Annotated in this window: 14 protein-coding genes and 1 tRNA gene; 2 read left to right on the forward strand and 13 right to left on the reverse strand. The window is 70.9% G+C overall.

Annotation, left to right across the window (positions count from 1 at the left end; all coding sequences use genetic code 11):
* Window positions 1-32: 32 nt before the first annotated feature.
* The 7 genes from ACI2LY_RS18785 to ACI2LY_RS18815 all read right to left on the reverse strand — a co-directional run bounded on the left by ACI2LY_RS18785 (window position 33) and on the right by ACI2LY_RS18815 (window position 6,209).
* The gene (locus ACI2LY_RS18785; RefSeq protein ID WP_404708085.1) at window positions 33-674 is read right to left on the reverse strand and encodes an IclR family transcriptional regulator; all 642 of its coding nucleotides are present in this window, start codon (window positions 672-674) and stop codon (window positions 33-35) included.
* Between the two features lie 280 nt (window positions 675-954).
* Window positions 955-2,748, reverse strand: a complete 1,794-nt coding sequence (locus tag ACI2LY_RS18790) for a DEAD/DEAH box helicase (RefSeq protein WP_404708086.1) — start codon at window positions 2,746-2,748, stop codon at window positions 955-957.
* A gap of 149 nt (window positions 2,749-2,897) precedes the next feature.
* Window positions 2,898-4,304 carry an MFS transporter gene (locus ACI2LY_RS18795; protein ID WP_404708087.1) on the reverse strand — a complete coding sequence of 469 codons (1,407 nt, stop codon included), beginning with the start codon at window positions 4,302-4,304 and terminating at the stop codon, window positions 2,898-2,900.
* A gap of 93 nt (window positions 4,305-4,397) precedes the next feature.
* Window positions 4,398-4,589 (reverse strand): hypothetical protein, encoded by a 192-nt coding sequence (locus tag ACI2LY_RS18800; protein ID WP_404708088.1) that lies wholly within the window; start codon window positions 4,587-4,589, stop codon window positions 4,398-4,400.
* Window positions 4,590-4,671: 82 nt separating this feature from the next.
* Complete coding sequence (locus ACI2LY_RS18805; RefSeq protein ID WP_404708089.1) at window positions 4,672-5,502, reverse strand: helix-turn-helix domain-containing protein; 831 nt, start codon at window positions 5,500-5,502, stop codon at window positions 4,672-4,674.
* Window positions 5,492-6,010, reverse strand: coding sequence for a DUF6879 family protein (locus ACI2LY_RS18810; RefSeq protein ID WP_404708090.1), 519 nt, complete (start codon window positions 6,008-6,010; stop codon window positions 5,492-5,494). Before ACI2LY_RS18810 ends, ACI2LY_RS18805 begins: the two co-directional genes overlap by 11 nt.
* Window positions 5,991-6,209 carry a hypothetical protein gene (locus ACI2LY_RS18815; RefSeq protein ID WP_404708091.1) on the reverse strand — a complete coding sequence of 73 codons (219 nt, stop codon included), beginning with the start codon at window positions 6,207-6,209 and terminating at the stop codon, window positions 5,991-5,993. The genes ACI2LY_RS18810 and ACI2LY_RS18815 overlap by 20 nt, the downstream gene beginning before the upstream one ends.
* Window positions 6,210-6,417: 208 nt before the next feature.
* On the opposite strand from ACI2LY_RS18815, the gene ACI2LY_RS18820 reads away from it, so the two are divergent.
* Both ACI2LY_RS18820 and ACI2LY_RS18825 read left to right on the forward strand, forming a co-directional pair.
* Window positions 6,418-6,489 (forward strand) — tRNA-Cys (locus ACI2LY_RS18820).
* A 508-nt stretch (window positions 6,490-6,997) separates the two neighbouring features.
* Complete coding sequence (locus tag ACI2LY_RS18825) at window positions 6,998-7,399, forward strand: hypothetical protein (RefSeq protein ID WP_404708179.1); 402 nt, start codon at window positions 6,998-7,000, stop codon at window positions 7,397-7,399.
* Window positions 7,400-7,510: 111 nt separating this feature from the next.
* Here ACI2LY_RS18825 and ACI2LY_RS18830 read toward each other — a convergent pair whose 3' ends face one another.
* The 6 genes from ACI2LY_RS18830 to ACI2LY_RS18855 form a co-directional block, all read right to left on the reverse strand.
* The gene (locus ACI2LY_RS18830; protein WP_404708092.1) at window positions 7,511-8,254 is read right to left on the reverse strand and encodes a hypothetical protein; all 744 of its coding nucleotides are present in this window, start codon (window positions 8,252-8,254) and stop codon (window positions 7,511-7,513) included.
* Between the two features lie 677 nt (window positions 8,255-8,931).
* Window positions 8,932-9,807 carry a glycosyltransferase family 2 protein gene (locus tag ACI2LY_RS18835; protein ID WP_404708093.1) on the reverse strand — a complete coding sequence of 292 codons (876 nt, stop codon included), beginning with the start codon at window positions 9,805-9,807 and terminating at the stop codon, window positions 8,932-8,934.
* Between the two features lie 50 nt (window positions 9,808-9,857).
* Window positions 9,858-10,979, reverse strand: coding sequence for an SUKH-4 family immunity protein (locus ACI2LY_RS18840; RefSeq protein ID WP_404708094.1), 1,122 nt, complete (start codon window positions 10,977-10,979; stop codon window positions 9,858-9,860).
* Between the two features lie 204 nt (window positions 10,980-11,183).
* On the reverse strand, window positions 11,184-13,490 hold the full coding sequence (locus ACI2LY_RS18845; protein WP_388994232.1) for a xanthine dehydrogenase family protein molybdopterin-binding subunit: 2,307 nt from the start codon (window positions 13,488-13,490) through the stop codon (window positions 11,184-11,186).
* The gene (locus ACI2LY_RS18850) at window positions 13,487-14,953 is read right to left on the reverse strand and encodes a 2Fe-2S iron-sulfur cluster-binding protein (protein WP_404708095.1); all 1,467 of its coding nucleotides are present in this window, start codon (window positions 14,951-14,953) and stop codon (window positions 13,487-13,489) included. The genes ACI2LY_RS18845 and ACI2LY_RS18850 overlap by 4 nt, the downstream gene beginning before the upstream one ends.
* Entirely contained in the window at window positions 14,950-15,843 is an 894-nt protein-coding gene (locus ACI2LY_RS18855; protein WP_404708096.1) for an FAD binding domain-containing protein, read from the reverse strand. Before ACI2LY_RS18855 ends, ACI2LY_RS18850 begins: the two co-directional genes overlap by 4 nt.
* Window positions 15,844-15,853: the final 10 nt, after the last annotated feature.

Consider the following 15,853-nt stretch of genomic DNA (forward strand, 5'->3'; position numbering starts at 1 on the left):
GCGGCCTCCGCGCCGAGCGGTGCCGGTACGCGCTACCTCAGCGCGTCCGCGACCTCCCGTGCCGCTTCCATCACGCGGCGGCCCACTCGCTCCGGGACCGCGTCGGTCAGCATGACCACGCCCACGCTGCCCTCGACGCCCGTGACACCGAGGAGGGGGGCGGCGGCGCCGCTCGCGCCCGCTTCGAGTTCGCCGTGGGTGAGGGTGTAGCCGGGCTCGGCGGACGGGGAGCGGCGGGCCGCGAGGATGGCCTTGCCCGCGGCGCCGCGTTCCAGGGGGTGACGGAAGCCCGCGCGGTAGGCGACGTGGTAGTCCGTCCAGGTCGGCTCGACCACGGCGACGGCGAGCGCCTCCGTACCGTCGACCAGGGTCAGATGGGCGGTGGCGCCGATGTCCTCGGCCAGGGAGCGCAGCGCGGGCAGGGCCGCCTCGCGTACCAGCGGATGCACCTGGCGGCCGAGCCGCAGCACCCCGAGCCCGACGCGGGCGCGGCCGCCGAGGTCGCGGCGGACGAGCGCGTGCTGCTCCAGCGTGGCCAGCAACCGGTACACCACGGTCCGGTTCACGCCCAGCCTGCCGGACAGCTCGGTGACGGTCAGCCCGTGGTCGGTGTCGGCGAGCAGCTTGAGGACGCGCAGTCCCCGGTCGAGCGTCTGGGAGGTCTCCGCGGTCACGACGCCCCCTCCTTCTGCGGTGAGGTCGGCGCCCCCCGAGCGCGCGCGTCACCGAGCCCCGTCGGCGACGCGTTCCAGAGGCCGCCGATCGGCAGGACGGCCCGGCGGCTGTCGGACCCGTCGCTTCACGGCTGCGCTCCGCGGCGGCGCTGCCACGGGGCGTGTGCGTAGCGGGACAGTAGCGAGCCGGTCCGCTCAGCGGAAGACTCGGTCCAGAATCCGGTCACGACCGGTTGCGGCCTGCCAGTGTTCGTCCGCATACGCGCTCCGGCGCACGCCGTCAGCGCATCCGGGTCGCCCACTCCCCCATCTTGGCGATGCGCTGCTTGAGCTGTCCGGCGGTCGCCTCCGCGCTGGCCGGGCCGCCGCAGACCCGGCGCAGCTCGGTGTGGATCACGCCGTGCGGCTTGCCGCTCTGGTGGACGTAGGCGCTGACCATGGTGTTGAGCTGCTTGCGCAGCTCCATCATCTCCTTGTGGCTGACCACCGGGCGCCGCTCGGCGGGCAGCTCCAGCAGGTCGGCCTCGGTGTCCGGCCGCTTCTTGCTGTGCGCGATCTGCCGGGCCTGCCGCTTCTGCAGCAGCAGCTGCACCTGCTCGGGCTCCAGCAGTCCGGGGATGCCGAGGTAGTCCTGCTCCTCCTCGCTTCCCGGGTGGGCCTGCATGCCGAACTCGGCGCCGTCGTAGAGGACCCGGTCGAAGACGGCCTCGGACTCCAGCGCCTCGAAGGAGAACTGCTCCTGCTCGCCGGTGTCCTCGTCCTCCTGCCGGTTCGCCTCGTCCATCTCCTTCTCGGACTCGGCGTACGGGTCCTCCTCGCCCTGCTTCTTCGGCTTGTCGAGGGCGTGGTCCCGCTCCTTCTCCATCTCGTTGGCGAAGGTCAGCAGGTCGGGGACGGTCGGCAGGAACACGGACGCGGTCTCGCCGCGCCGCCGGGACCGTACGAAACGGCCGACGGCCTGGGCGAAGAACAGCGGGGTGGAGATGGTGGTGGCGTACACGCCGACGGCGAGCCGGGGCACGTCGACGCCCTCGGACACCATGCGCACCGCGACCATCCAGCGGTCGTTGCTCGCGCTGAAGTCGTCGATGCGCTGGGAGGCGCCGGTGTCGTCGGAGAGGACGAGGGTGGCCTTGGTGCCGGTCAGCTCGCGGATCAGCTTGGCGTAGGCGCGGGCGGAGTCCTGGTCGGAGGCGATGACGAGGGCACCGGCGTCGGGGATCGCCTTCCGCACCTCGGTGAGCCGCTGGTCGGCGGCGCGCAGCACGCTCGGCATCCACTCGCCGCGCGGGTCGAGCGCGGTGCGCCACGCCTGGCTGACGGCGTCCTTGGTCATGGGCTCGCCGAGCCGGGCGGCGATCTCGTCGCCCGCCTTGGTGCGCCAGCGCATCTGGCCGCTGTAGCTGAGGAAGATGACGGGGCGCACGACGTGGTCGGCGAGCGCGTTGCCGTAGCCGTAGGTGTAGTCGGCGGCGGAGCGCCGGATGCCGTCGTTGCCCTCCTCGTACGTGACGAAGGGGATCGGGTTGGTGTCCGAGCGGAACGGCGTACCGGTCAGCGTCAGCCGCCGGGTCGCGGGCTCGAACGCCTCCAGGCACGCCTCGCCCCAGGACTTGGAGTCACCGGCGTGGTGGATCTCGTCCAGGATCACCAGCGTCTTGCGCTGCTCGGAGCGGTTGCGGTGCAGCATCGGGCGTACGCCGACACCGGCGTACGTCACCGCGACCCCGTGGTAGTCCTTGCCGACCGGGCCCGCGCTGTACTCCGGGTCGAGCTTGATCCCTATCCGCGCGGCGGCCTCCGCCCACTGCTTCTTCAGGTGCTCGGTCGGCGCGACGACGGTCACCTGCTGCACGACGTGGTGGTGCAGCAGCCAGGAGGCCAGCGTCAGCGCGAAGGTCGTCTTGCCCGCGCCGGGGGTGGCCACGGCGAGGAAGTCACGCGGCTGCTCCTGGATGTACTTGTCCAGCGCCCCCTGCTGCCAGGCACGCAGCTTGCTGGCGGTGCCCCAGGGGGCCCGGCCGGGAAAGGCGGGGGACAGATGGTTCGAGACGGAAGCGGCGGTGGTAGTCACGGTCTCCGGGGGTGGGGGCGTAGGGCAACTCGGCTACGTATGACAACCGGGCCACCCTACCGGCGCCCACGGCTCCGCCGGGCTCGGACGGGGCGGGGGGCGGGGCGGGTGGGACTGAGGTCACAGTGGGGGCTCGGGTGGGCTGCCGGTCAGCTCGACGCCCGTAGTCGCGTCGTCACCCACGCCCCCACCAGGGCGACTCCGGCCATGGGCAGGAAGACCGCGGCGAAGGCGGTGGGGCCGTCGCTGCCGAGGGTGGCGAAGGCCGCGCCCGCCGCGGCGAGGAGGACGACGTTGGAGAGGGCGTCGGAGATCTGGAGGGCGGCGGAGTTGGCCCCGGCCTCGGTGGGGGCGGAGAGCTTGAGCAGGAGGACGCTGGTGGAGGAGATCACCAGGCCCATCCCGAAGCAGCCGAACCCCCACGCGACGGCGACGGTCCACACCGGCACGGCGGGCACGAGCACGGCGGGCGCGGCGGCGATGGCGGCCGCCACCAGCACCATCCCGAAGGTCATCAGCCGCTCCCGGTACGGCTCCATCCGGGCCCGCGACTGCACCCACGACGCCGCCGCCCAGGTCAGCCCGCCCGCGGCCAGCGAGAACCCGGCGAGCGTCGGCGACAGCCCCCGCTGGGTGACGAGCATCAGCGGTACGAAGGACTCCGCCGCGATGAACGACCCCGCCGACAGCCCGCGCAGCAGCACCACGGAGGGCAGCCCGCGCACCGCCCGGTACGTCCCCTTCGGCAGCAGCCGCAGCACGGCGGGCACCAGCAGGGCGGCGCCGAGGAGGCCGGGCACCAGCGAGAGCGGCCGCAGATCCTGGGCGGCGTACTGCACGAGCCCGGCGCCCAGCGAGACGGCGAGCGCCAGCCGGATGCGGCGCCGGTCGAAGGCGGGGGTACCGGCGTCATGCTCCACCGGCCCGCCCGCCCGGCGCCGGATCTGCGGCAGGGCGAGCCCCAGCGGAAGCAGCACGAGCAGCGGGATACCGAGGAAGACCCACCGCCAGCCGAGGTGCTCCGCGACGGCACCGGACGCGAGCGGCCCGACGATGGACGGCACGACCCACGCGGCGGCGAAGCTCGCCATGATCGCGGGCCGCAGCCGCTCGGGGTAGGCCCGGCCGACGACCACGTACACGGCGACGATCACCAGCCCACCGCCGAACCCCTGCACCGCCCGCCCCAGGATGAACACCCACATCACCTGCGCGGTCCCGGCCACCACGAGCCCGCCCGCGAACGCCCCGATCCCGCTGGCCAGCGCCGCGAGCGGCCCCCGCCGGTCCGCCCACTGCCCGGCGAGCACCATCCCGGTGAGGCTGGTGGTGAAGTACCCGGAGAACGCGAACGCGTACAGCGCCACCCCGTCCAGCTCCCGCGCCGCGACCGGCATCACGGTCCCGATCGCCGTCGCCTCGAAGGCGATCAGCAGCACAACAGAAACAATCCCCACACTGAGCGCCCGATGCGCCCGCCCCAGCACACCCCCCTCCTCATCCTCGGGCGGGGCCATACGGGCGACAACACTGTCGGAAGACTCAAGCGCGGCCATACGGGCCAGAGTAAGACCCATAGCCACCGTTGACCCCTGTCGTAAGCCCCACCCGAGCTACGACCTTGGCCGTACGACTGCCTGCCTGCCGATTCACGGGTGCTCCTCCGCCTGATGCCTGCGCAGCCTCACATTGGAGTCGGAGACCGCGCTGTAGTCGCCGCGGGACCGGGCGTTGGTACGGGCCACGCAGATGCCGAGACACGCGCTGCACCCGGGAACCGCCTTCGGCTCGCTCGGGAATTCCGCGAGACTGTCCTCGCGGCATTCCGAATTGTCGGCCATCAGTCCTCCTCGACTCACGAGGCATCCATGATCCGAGGACCGAACGCGTCTCGCGCCCGCTATTCACGTCCCGTACTAAAGATCACCGGTAGCAGGAAGCCCATTCTTGAAGCCGACCTCTGGCGTCCTCTCCGAACAGGGCGTGTCGCTCATAGCGATCGAAAATCTCCCGGTGCTCGGCGATGTCCCGAGCGTCCTGGAAAACTATCCGCCCGGTGAAGTTCTCGACGGTGACCAAGCGATCGTCATAGACGGTGAAGGTGTTCATCGGGCCGCGCGTGATGGGCGTACCGAGAGGCAGCACGCCGATCCGTACGTTCGACAACTGGGACAGCGACGCGAGCCGGTCCAGCTGCACGGCGAGGACCGGCGGCGGAACCACGGCCCACCGGATGGCCTGCTCCGTGAGGAGAAAGGTGAACCTCTTCGAGGAGTCGTACAGCACGGCTTGGCGCTCGATCTTCCTGGCGACCGTGCGGGCCACGTCGCCGGGCACGTGATCGAGGCTGGCGCGGATGTACTCGGGGGTGGCGAGCAGTCCCGTGATCATCGAGGGGAGGAAGTAGCGCAGTTCGACGGCGTCGGCTTCCAGGGCCGCCAGCTCGGCCTGGCGTTTGTCCAGGCCACGGCGCCAGGAGGAACGAACGGCCTGCCACTCGGTGTTCGCGAGGCGCGCCAGCGCCGTCACCTCGGCAACGAGGGCGGGCGGCGCACCCACAGCACGCAGGATCAGCTCCGCGTCGACCAGGGACGGAGTGACCTCCCCCGTCTCCAGCTTGGACACCTTCGACTGGCTGATGTGACAACGCGCTGCGAGGCGAGCCTGCGAGAGGCCCGCCTGCTTCCGCAATGCGCGGAGTGTCTCCGCCAGGTCGGCCTTCGACCGGCCGACCTGTTCCGGTTCAAGTGCCAATGCCCTTCACGTACTCCTCGAAGGGCACCGCCTCGGCGATCGCCACGCGCCTCAGCTCAAGGAAAGGCGTCACGTCACCCCCGTAGACTTGGCGGCCGATCTGCGTACCGTCCGCTTCGTACTGCATGAGCACGACTCTGGCCTGATCGAAAATCCAGAAATCCGGAGCGTCAGCAAGAGGGTTGAGGCGGTCCGTGACGTCAAGAATTCTGACATCCTCGCCAGCAGCGACATTGTGCCGGTAGTGCTCGAACTCGAACTTCAGGTACTCGGTCAGCGGACGCCGAACGACATGAACTCGGCCGACATTACGGCCAGTCGATGCATACCCGTGCAGCCGATCCGCCCACGGCTTCACCGCAGCCGGATCAACGACCCCCGAGTCCGCGAACTCCCGGATGGCCTCGGCCTCCTGAGGCACCGAGTACACGGGCAGCGTCTCCAACCGCCACGCTTCCCGTTCCATGGAGTCGAAGAAGGCCCTCCACTCAGAGCCACCCAAGCGCACGCGCGGCCTCCTGGAACGTCTCCTCCGGGATCTCCACCAGCGCTTCGCCCTCGGGCGGCGCGAACACATCCGAGGCAACCCCCTGAACGATGAACGAACCGGACGCGGTCCGGTACACGTTCGGACAGTCGTCGGACCCGCAGGGCGGCTCGTCCCCATCACCCGCGCCGGTCAGCCGGATCAATGCCTCACGCGCCACGCCATCCCCCTCCGGGCCGTCTACCACTGCCCCGAAGCTACGGCCGCCCGGCCGGAGACGTCCATGACGAGACGCGCATATTCCCGTACCGGGGTAGTCGATCACCCTGGTACGCCCCTCATGAACACCGCATGACAGTCCCATTGCACACCCCCCGCCTCCCTTGCTCCCCTCCCCCACCCCGCCCTACGTTCATTCCACAGCACACGGCCGTGTGCCCGAGTGGCTCAGGGACTCGCCTGCAAAGCGAGTTACGCGGGTTCGATTCCCGCCACGGCCTCCGATGCCTTGATCAGGCAGTAGGACGTAGGGCGGCACCCCTCGCGAGGTGCCGTCCCTTCAGTCGTACTTTTGACTCCCCTCTGAGTTCACCCTTCTTGTGGACACCATCCGGTCCGGTCTGCATGCTGGTCAGCTATGCCGAGCACTCAATCACCGCTACAGCGCATCCGCCCCATCCAATGGTTCTGGCTCACCACTGGCGTAATGGCGACGGCCTTCACGTGCTTTTCAGCCTTCACGTACCCGAGTCCAGCCTGGGAGCGGACTGCAGTGGTAGGCGTCGCTTCTGGCTCGCTCAGCCTTTCGCTCTGGTTCACGTTTCGGTATCGTCGACCCGCTCTCCAGACGGAGAGTCGCGCACGTGTCCGCGAGGCCGAGCAGGATCTAGAACGTGCCCTGCGTGGCACGGCGGGCGACCGGACGTCTACCGCGGATAGTCATGGGATGGACCCGCTCGCCCTCTCCTGTGGGCCCTCACACACGCACTCCTTGAGCATTATCACGACATCGCTCTAGATCAAGCTCAGCGCTCTTTCCGTAACGCACAGATCGCCATGGCACTCGGTTTCGCCTTGCTCGCCGCCTTTGTGGGGGTGGCCCTAAGGTCCAGCACAACAACCGGCAGTGTCGTCGCTGGCGGCCTCGGTGTGATCGCCGCTGGACTCGCCGCCTACGTAAACAGAACGTTCATTCAATCTCAGGAGGCGGCTGCAGGGCATCTGCGGGCATACTTTGACCAGCCCCTGGCCTTATCCCGTTATTTCGCTGCCGAGCGGCTCATAGCGGACGCCCGATTGAATGGAGAGCGCCGCATGGAAATTTTGGCCGTGCTCGTACAGGGGATACTTAACGGCCCATCAAGTGTGGTGGCCGTCGCTGACGCCACACAGCAACCGAATGACGCCTAGCTAGCATACCCGTCATCGCCAGAGCATCTGCACTTCTTGTTCTCGCTACGCATGAACCTCGCACTCCCTCCTGCGCTTCGCAGGAATTCAAGGAAGTCGTGCATCGACGGACTAGTTCACCTCTCCTGGCGCAGGTTCAGAAACTTCCGCGAGTTTTTTTAGGATCGCGCGGCCATCGCGACTCAACTCACGCAATCTCTGACGAGAAACATGCTCAGGCGCGGCATGGGCAATCTGATTCCTCAGCGCCCGGATTTCCTGCAATTGATGGAACACCAATTCGGAAATGACTCTACGCTTCACCAACTCGCTAAGCATCGATGCGACGGGAAGAGAGGCGCGCGATTCCCCGAACTGGCTGCTGTACACAGCCCTAGTAGCCGCCTCCAGTGAAATCCAAAGTCTCAGAAAATTAAACATCTCGTCAGCTGTAGCCTCACCCGTTCGGCGCAGTAGGTGTTCGTTCCCTCCGAAGAATCGCCCCTGCAGCAGGAATGAGAGCCCGGGGACCGACGTGCCGATCAGAAGAGCCGCAAGCAAGGGAAGTGGGTCGAGGCTTTTTCCGCTAGTACCGTAGAAGATACCCAGAATTACGACCCCTACAGCACTGTAGCATGCAGTTGCAGCAAATAGGAGGTGAATTCGCTGCCGCAGCTTACGCTCGATGGAACTCGCTTGCTCTAGGGCCGCAGCTACATCCATTACGCTGACGAGCGTCGGCTCGCTAGATCCCCGATTGGCAATCGCGGCAGCGCGCCAAGAAATTTCCTCACCCAGGTCTTGAACTGCCTCATCAAGGGCAGCCCTAGCGGCAGGCGAGAAGCGCAGTCCCGGCTCCTCTACAGACTCGCTCATCTGAGGTACCCCAGCAATCCGCTAACTACGGCAACGGCCCCGCACGCGAGGAGCCCGATAATTCCCCAAGTATATTGCGTCTGATTTCCGAACCATCCAGCCGCAATTCCGCTCACGGACGCAGTAAGCCATAGCCCTTGCGCAACCATGTCCTTCTTCGGGGGTATCAGGTTCCGCCTCAGGATAATTTCCGCGTCCTGCACATCGCGCACAGTTACCTGGGCTGGTCCGTTGCCGGGGCGACTCATCGACTCAAGGCGTTGCGCCTCCCTCAGCAGTCCTTCGCCGTACTTGACCACGGACGTCTCGAGGGCGTCTCTCGTGGGGCCTAGTAGCCCATCAACCCCGGACACGACCACGCGCAACTCATCCTGCACGGAAGGAGTATAGGGAAGAAGCCACCCATCCCCACACCCCCCGGCACCTGTGAGGTGACTCCTAGTCGTGGGGCTCGGTTCTGGCGCTCTTCCAAGCCCGGGCGCGGCCATCCGGCTGCCTTCATGTGGCGCTGACAAGCTGGGCTTGCGCTTGGAGGTCTTCAACGGTGGGTCGCCCCGACTTGACGCCTTGAAACAAGACTAAACGCCTGCCTCAGGTATTCGTGCCCATTTCCTGCGCGGCCTCCGACCAGCCGGACAAAAGCGGCGACTCTGTGAGCTGCGGCCCCTCGCTGTTATTCAGACGATCGGTGGGCGGCCCGCCAGGGTAAGGCGGGCGATTGTTGTCCAGCGCAGCGGGCTGCGGGGGCCGCAGGGGGTGCGGAGGCCCTCATGGAAGCCGGACACGGTGGCGGTCAAGGAGGCCCGGCTGTGGAGGCGGAGCATGGTCAGCACCGCGAAAGTCGCCAGGTGCACGGGGACCAGCGCGCGGGGCAGGTTGCGGCGGGCCAGCCAGACTCGGTTGCGGGCGTTGAGGTGGTGGAAGGGGGCGTGGCGGGATGGATCGGTCGCCGGGTGGTGGACGACGATGTCGGGGACGTAGCGGCCGGTGCCGCCGTGGTCCCAGAGGCGCCAGGACAGGTCGATGCCCTCGTGGAACAGGAAGAAGTGGCCCGGCCAGCCCCCGGCCTCCTCGAACGCGGCGCGGCGGATCATGACCACACCCTCCGCCATCACCGTCACGGTGCCGGGCCGGGCCGGGTCGGCCGCGCGCAGCCGGGGTACCCAGCGGCGCAGGGTGACGCCGGTGTCCGGGTCGGCGATGCGGGGCTGGACGTAGGCGAGCCCGGCGTCCCGGTCCAACTCAGCTGCTAGACGAACGAGTTCATCGCGCCGTGGCAGATGCGCGTCGTTGTCGAAGAAGAACAGGAACTCGCCCCGGACGTGCGCGGCACCGATGTTGCGGCCCTCCGGGATGCCGACGTTCTCCGGCAGTTCGACGGTGCGAATGCCCGCCGGTACCTGCTCCGGTACGCAGCCGTTGCCGACCACGACCACGTCCAGGTCGACGCCCTCCTGGGCGAGCAGGCAGGACAGGGCGCGGGGGAACTCCACCGGCCGGTCGTTCATGGTCAGCACCACGGCGCCGACGGACAAAGGTGCGCTTGTGCTCATAGCGGGACGACGCTACCGCGCAGGAACAGCGAACGCCTGGTGAATGGCACTCAGAGCACCCCACCCCCCTCCCCCCGCAACAACTCCGTCCAGTAGTGCCAAGACCCCCCACCCGAAACCCCCGTAGGGTCCAGCGCCGCCAGTGTGTCGAGCATCGCCGCCGCCAGCTGGTCGTACGCCCGCGTCGTCAGCTCGCCGGACAAGTGGGTGTCGATGGTGCGTTCGTGGTGGAGGAGCCAGAGGGTGAAGGCCAGGGTCGAGATGTCGGTGTTGAGGGGGTGGAGGGTGGAGTCCGTGTGGGTGAGGATCGCGCCGGTGCGGCCGTCGAGGACGAGGGAGGTGTCCGGGGTGAGGGGGCCGAGGCGGATCAGGTGGTCGGCGTGGGCGGGGAGGTCCACGGACTCCCCCGCGTGGTACTCCGTGAGCGTCGGGAGGAGCAGTTCCGTGTCGACCGCTTCCTCCGGCAGCCCCGTCTCGCGCAGGAAGCGGCGTGTCGGCTCATGGGTGAGCGTCGGCGGGAAGTCGGTCTCCTCGAAGCGGGCCACGCGCCCGTGCCCGAACTCCGCGTCCAGCAACCGCCCCGGCATCTCCAGCGCCAGCCCGGCCGAACCCGGCGCCGCGACCAGGGACAGCGGGCGGATCAGTGCCGCCGCCTTCCAGTACGCCGGGACCGCCCCGTCCGTGCCCTCCTCGAAGAGGGCCAGCAGCCGTCGGGACGCCTCGCCCACCACGCCCGGCCCGCGCTGACCCGCCAGGGAGGCGAACCGGCCGCGCAGGCCCGCCAGTTCCTCGGTGACGGCGGCGAAGCGGAGCATGGTGGTGAGGGAGGGGGCGAACGGCCGCGTGCGTGAAGGGGCGGCGAGGTACGCCGTGGTGAGCTCACCCGTCGCGCCGTCGAGCAGGATCGACTCGCGTTCCAGCCCGGCCGGGTTGAGCAACTCCCCGATGACCAGCCGGTCCCGCAGCTCGTCCGCGAGTCGGCACGGGCCCTCGGTCGCCTCGGCCAGCCTGCGCAGCCCGTGCGTGCGCAGGGGCGCGAAGGTCAGCAGGCCGGTGTCCGGGGGCAGTCCGGGGCCGGTGAGCAGGCCGCGGGTCGGCGCGTGCGTGACCCAGCGGTCCAGCTCGGCCTCGGTCAGCGTGATCGCCGTGACCTCGGCATCGGTCATGCTCATGGCTCGCTCCCCCGCGATCGGACTCGGTACGGCGGGCTCCGCGTGCGGCGGCCGTCCCCCGACTCCAAGAACCCTCGGACTCCAAGAACCCTAGACCGCACCACTGACAACGCCCCGAGCCGGAAGACGCACGGGGACACGACCGCGTTGCCTCAGGGAAGCCAGTTCATCCGAACAGGCGACCTCAGCCGAACAAATCCCAGCTCACCGCGCGTTGACCACCGCGGCCTGCGGCCGGATCGGCAGCCGGTTCACCGGGCGCCCGGTCGCCGCCCGTACCGCCGACGCGATTGCCGCGGGCGAGGTCACCACCGGCACCGCGCTGACCGGCTTCGCGCCGAACGGCGCCACCACGTCCCGCTCCTCGACCAGCTTCACGATCCGGATGTCCGGCGCGTCCAGCGCGGTCGGCAGCGCGTACCCGGTGAGGTCGGGATGGCGGATCAGCCCGCGCGGCGTACGGAGGTTCTCGGTGAGCGCGATGCCCACGCCCTGCGTGACCCCGCCCTCGATCCGCGCCGCCAGCTGCGCGGGGTTGAGCACCCGGCCCACGTCCTGCGCGACCGCCAGCTCCACCACCCGTACCGAGCCCAGCTCCACGTCGACGTCGACCACCGCGCGGATCGCGCAGAAGGCGAGGCCGACGAAGGCGTCACCCTGACCGGCGCCGTCCAGCGGCTCGGTGGGGTGGGGGCGGCACTGGGCGGTGGCCCAGAGCTCCTTGCCCTCCAGCGCCTCGGTGACGGTGGTGGAGAGCACCCCGTCGTACGAGGTGATCTTGCCGTCGGCGATCTGGAGCAGCTCGGTGGACATGCCGAACTGGTGCGCCAGCGGCTGCAGGAGCTGGGTGCGGACCATCTTGGCCGCCCGCTCCACCGCCCCGCCGGACACCCAGGTGTGGCGGCCCCGGCAGCCGGGCCCGGCCGGGGGCTGGTCGGTGTCGACCGGCGCCACGTGCACCTCGTCGATGCCGAGCGTCTCCTGCACGATCTGCCGGGCCAGCGTGGTGAAGCCCTGCCCGGACTCCACCGCCGCGCACAGCACGGTGGCCACGCCGTCGTGGACCCGGACGGTCGCCGTGGACACCTCGTCGGCGCCCTCGGCGCCGAGCATGTGCACCATGCCGAGGCCGTAGCCGACGCCCCGGCGCACCGCGCCCGGCTCGCCCGCGCCCTCGAGGCCGCCGGGCAGCAGCCAGTCCTCCTCCGGGCCGTCCTTGGGCAGCGTCGGCAGCGGGAAGTCCCGTACCGCCGTGAGGAGTTCGGCGACCGGGGCCGGGCAGGTCACGGTCTGGCCGATGGGCAGGACGTCGCCGGTGGCCAGGACGTTGCGCAGCCGCACCTCGGCCGGGTCCAGGCCCAGCTTCTTGGCCAGCTTGTCCATCTGCGCCTCGTAGGCGGCGCACACCTGCATGGCGCCCTCGCCGCGCACATGGCCGGAGGGCGGGTTGTTGGTGCGTACGGCCCAGCCCTCGATGAAGGCGTTCGGCACGACATAGGGGCCGCACGCGAAGGAGACCGCGGCGGCCAGGGCGTCGGCGGAGGTGTCGGCGTAGGCGCCCGCGTCGAGCAGGATCTGCGCCTCGACCTTGACGAGTCTGCCCTCGGCGTCGGCGTGGTGGCGGTAGCGCAGCAGGGTGGGGTGGCGGTGGGCGTGCCCGAGGAAGGACTCCTCGCGGCTCGCGGTCAGCTTCACCGGGCAGCCGGTCTTCAGCGCGAGCAGGCCGAGCGGCAGCTGGAAGCCCTGGTCCTCGCGGTCGGCGGTGGCGCCGGGCACCCCGGTGACGACGATCTTCACCCGGTCGGCGGACAGTCCGAAGCAGGCGGCGGCGGTGTTGCGGTCGCTGTGCGGGTCGGTGGAGGCGAGGTACAGCTCCACCCCGCCGTCCGGGCGCGGTACGGCGAGCCCGGCCTCGGCGCCGATGGGCGCGGGGTCCTGGCGGCCGATGCGGTACAGGCCCTCGACGACGATCTCGCCGGCCGCCTCCGGGTCGCCGTGGCGCAGCGGGATGTGCCGGATCAGGTTGCCGTCCGGGTGCAGCGGCTCGGCCTCGAAGGCGCGCTCGGGGTCGGTGACCGGGTCGAGGGGCTCGTACTCGACGATGACGGCGGCGGCGGCCATCCGCGCGGTGTCGGGGTGGTCGGCGGCGACGGCGGCGAGGGGCTCACCGTGGTGGCGGACGACCTCGGAGGCGAACACCGGCCGGTCCGGGGTGCCCCGGCCGTGCCGGGAGGTGCCGGGCACGTCCTCGTGGGTGATGACGGCCCGGACACCGGGCATGGCCAGCGCGTGCGTGGTGTCGATGGAGACGATGCGCGCGTGCGCGTGCGGGGAGCGCAGCACGGCGGCCCACAGCAGGCCCTCGGCCCACAGGTCGGCCGCGTAGGGGAAGGTGCCCTCGGTCTTGGCGCGGGCGTCGGCGTGGGGCAGGGAGGCGCCCAGGCCGTGCGGCAGCGGTTCGGCCGGGGGGGCTTCCGCCGCCGTGGTCGCGGTGGCGGCTTCGTCGCTCACGCCTGGCCTCCGTCCTGGCCGTGGTGCGGGTCGTGCGGGTCGTGGGGGTTACCGAACGCGCCGAAGGCGCCGGGTGCTTCGAACGCCGAGGGGTTGACGCCGCCGGAGCCGGGGCCCGCCTGGTGCGGGATGCGCGCGGTGTCGGCGTCCGGCTCGAGGTCGGCGCCGAGGCCCGCCTCGCGCTCGTCGACGACCTCGCGGACGGCGTCCAGGACACCCCGGTAGCCGGAGCAGCGGCACAGGTTGCCGCAGAGCGCCTGGCGGGTCTCCAGCTCGGTGGGGGCGGGGTTGCCCTCCAGCAGGTCGTGCAGGGTCATGGCGATGCCGGGTACGCAGAAGCCGCACTGCACGGCGCCGCACCGGGCGAGCGCCCGCTGTACGTCGGAGGGGTGGCCGCCGCTCGCCAGGCCCTCGACGGTACGGACCTCGCTGCCCGCGGCGGTGACCGCCGGGACCAGGCAGGAGGCCACGAGCCGTCCGTCGACCTGGACGTTGCACGCCCCGCACTCGCCCTGCGAGCAGCCGTCCTTGGCGCCCGCGAGGCCGAGCCGTTCGCGCAGCACGTAGAGCAGCGACTCGCCGATCCAGGCGTCGGTGACGGGCCGGTCAGCGCCGTTGACGCGCAGCACGTAGGAGGCGAGGGGGTGTTCGTCCTGGGGCGGCGGCGGGGCCTCGCCCTCGGCCTCCCCGGCGCCCTCGTCCTCTGCCTCGACGGCGGTGTCCGCCCCGTCGGCCGCGACGGGCTCCTCCACGGCCTCCGGGCCCGCCTCGGGCTCCTCGGTCGCGTCCTCGTCCGACGGGCCGTCAGAGACGCCCTCAGGGGCCTCTACGGGGCTCTCGGCGGGCTCGGTGGCCTCCGCGGGCTCGTGCTCGTAACCGCGGTGAGCCTCCTCGGGCTCGTGCGCCGCGTGCTCCGCGTGCTCGATGGGCTCCTGAGGCCCCCAAGCCCCGCCGATGGTGTCGGTGACCCAGGGCGCGGCCGCGCCGCCGGGGAGGACCGGCGGGGCGGCGCCCCACTGCTCGGCCAGCGCGGAGGTGGTGAACTCGCCGGACTCGTCGGGCAGGTCGCCCCCGGCGACCGGCACGGACCACTGCCCGGTGACGTCGTGGCCGGGCGGGGCGGCGGACTCCTCGGCGGTCCAGTGCCCCTGCGCGCCGGGCTGGTAGGTGAACCGGTCGTCGCCGTGCGGCTGCTGGGGCGGGGCGGTGTCCTGGGCGGCCCACTGGTCCCGGGGCACGTCCCAGGAACCCTCGCCCTCCGGCGGGGTCGTTATCCGGGGCGGCACATAGCTGTGGCCCGGCGCGGCCAGCGGGCTGTCACCGGCCAGCAGGGCGTCGATGCCGCCCTCGGGGAGCTGGACGAAGGCGGTGGCGCCGTCGTCGTACTCGCCCTGGGGCAGCGGGTCCCAGCGGCCGCCGCCCTGGGACGTGTCGTCCTCGTGTCCGCGCTGGTCGTCGGTCACGACAGCGCCCTCCCCAGTGCTCGTCGGGCCAGCGCGGCGACGGTGCGCCGCAGGTGCAGTACGGCGGGCGGCAGCGGGACGACCGTGCCGTCCGGCTCCGGCGCCGGGTCGGGGATGCAGGCGGCGGCGACGTACTCGCCGAACGCCTGGAGGGCTTCGGGGACGAGGGCGCGGTCGTTGTCCCAGTCGATGAGCTGCGCGACCCACTGCTCGGCGTCCAGCGGGCGCAGCGGCATCGGCGCTATGGCGCCCACCGCGCACCGCACTCCGCGCCGGGCGGGGTCGAGGACGAGGGCCACGGAGGCGACCGAACGGCCGGGCCCGGTGCGTCCGGTGGCCTTGAGGAAGACCTGGGGGGCGTGCAGCAGCGGAACCCGGACGTAGCCGATGAGTTCGCCGCCGCGCAGCATCTCGACCCCGGCCAGCAGGTGCGAGACGGGGACCTCGCGGCGGGCGCCGTCCGGTCCGGCGACGATCAGCGTGGCCTCCAGCGCGGCCAGCACCGGCAGCGCGTCGCCGGTGGGCGCGGCGGAGGCGACGTTGCCGCCGAGGGTGCCCGCGTTGCGGATGTGCGGCGGTCCGGCGGCGCGCGCGGCGGCGGCGAGCGCCGGGATGAGCGCGGCGAAGTCGGGGCGGCCCATGCGGGCGTGGGTGAGGCCCGCGCCGAGCAGGGCGTGGCCGTCCTGGTACTGCCAGCCGCGGATCTCGCTGATCCGGCCGAGGCCGACCAGCGCGGCGGGCCTGAGCTGCCCGGAGTTGACGGCGGCCATGAGGTCGGTGCCGCCTGCGACGGGGACCGCGGCCGGCATGGCGGTCAGCGCCGCCACCGCCTCGTCCAGCGTCGTGGGCAGCGTGACGGCCTGTCCCGCCTGCGGTGCGTGCGTGGTCAAACCGGCTGCC

The sequence above is a fragment of the Streptomyces sp. NPDC002176 genome, assembly GCF_044903645.1.
In the GTDB taxonomy this organism is placed as follows: domain Bacteria; phylum Actinomycetota; class Actinomycetes; order Streptomycetales; family Streptomycetaceae; genus Streptomyces.

Excerpts from the sequence above, each read along its gene's own strand:
- ACI2LY_RS18835 (WP_404708093.1), bottom strand. The coding sequence starts at position 9,807 with ATGAGCACAAGCGCACCTTTGTCCGTCGGCGCCGTGGTGCTGACCATG.
- ACI2LY_RS18830 (WP_404708092.1), bottom strand. The coding sequence starts at position 8,254 with ATGAGCGAGTCTGTAGAGGAGCCGGGACTGCGCTTCTCGCCTGCCGCT.
- ACI2LY_RS18795 (WP_404708087.1), bottom strand. The coding sequence starts at position 4,304 with ATGGCCGCGCTTGAGTCTTCCGACAGTGTTGTCGCCCGTATGGCCCCG.
- ACI2LY_RS18800 (WP_404708088.1), bottom strand. The coding sequence starts at position 4,589 with ATGGCCGACAATTCGGAATGCCGCGAGGACAGTCTCGCGGAATTCCCG.
- ACI2LY_RS18840 (WP_404708094.1), bottom strand. The coding sequence starts at position 10,979 with ATGAGCATGACCGATGCCGAGGTCACGGCGATCACGCTGACCGAGGCC.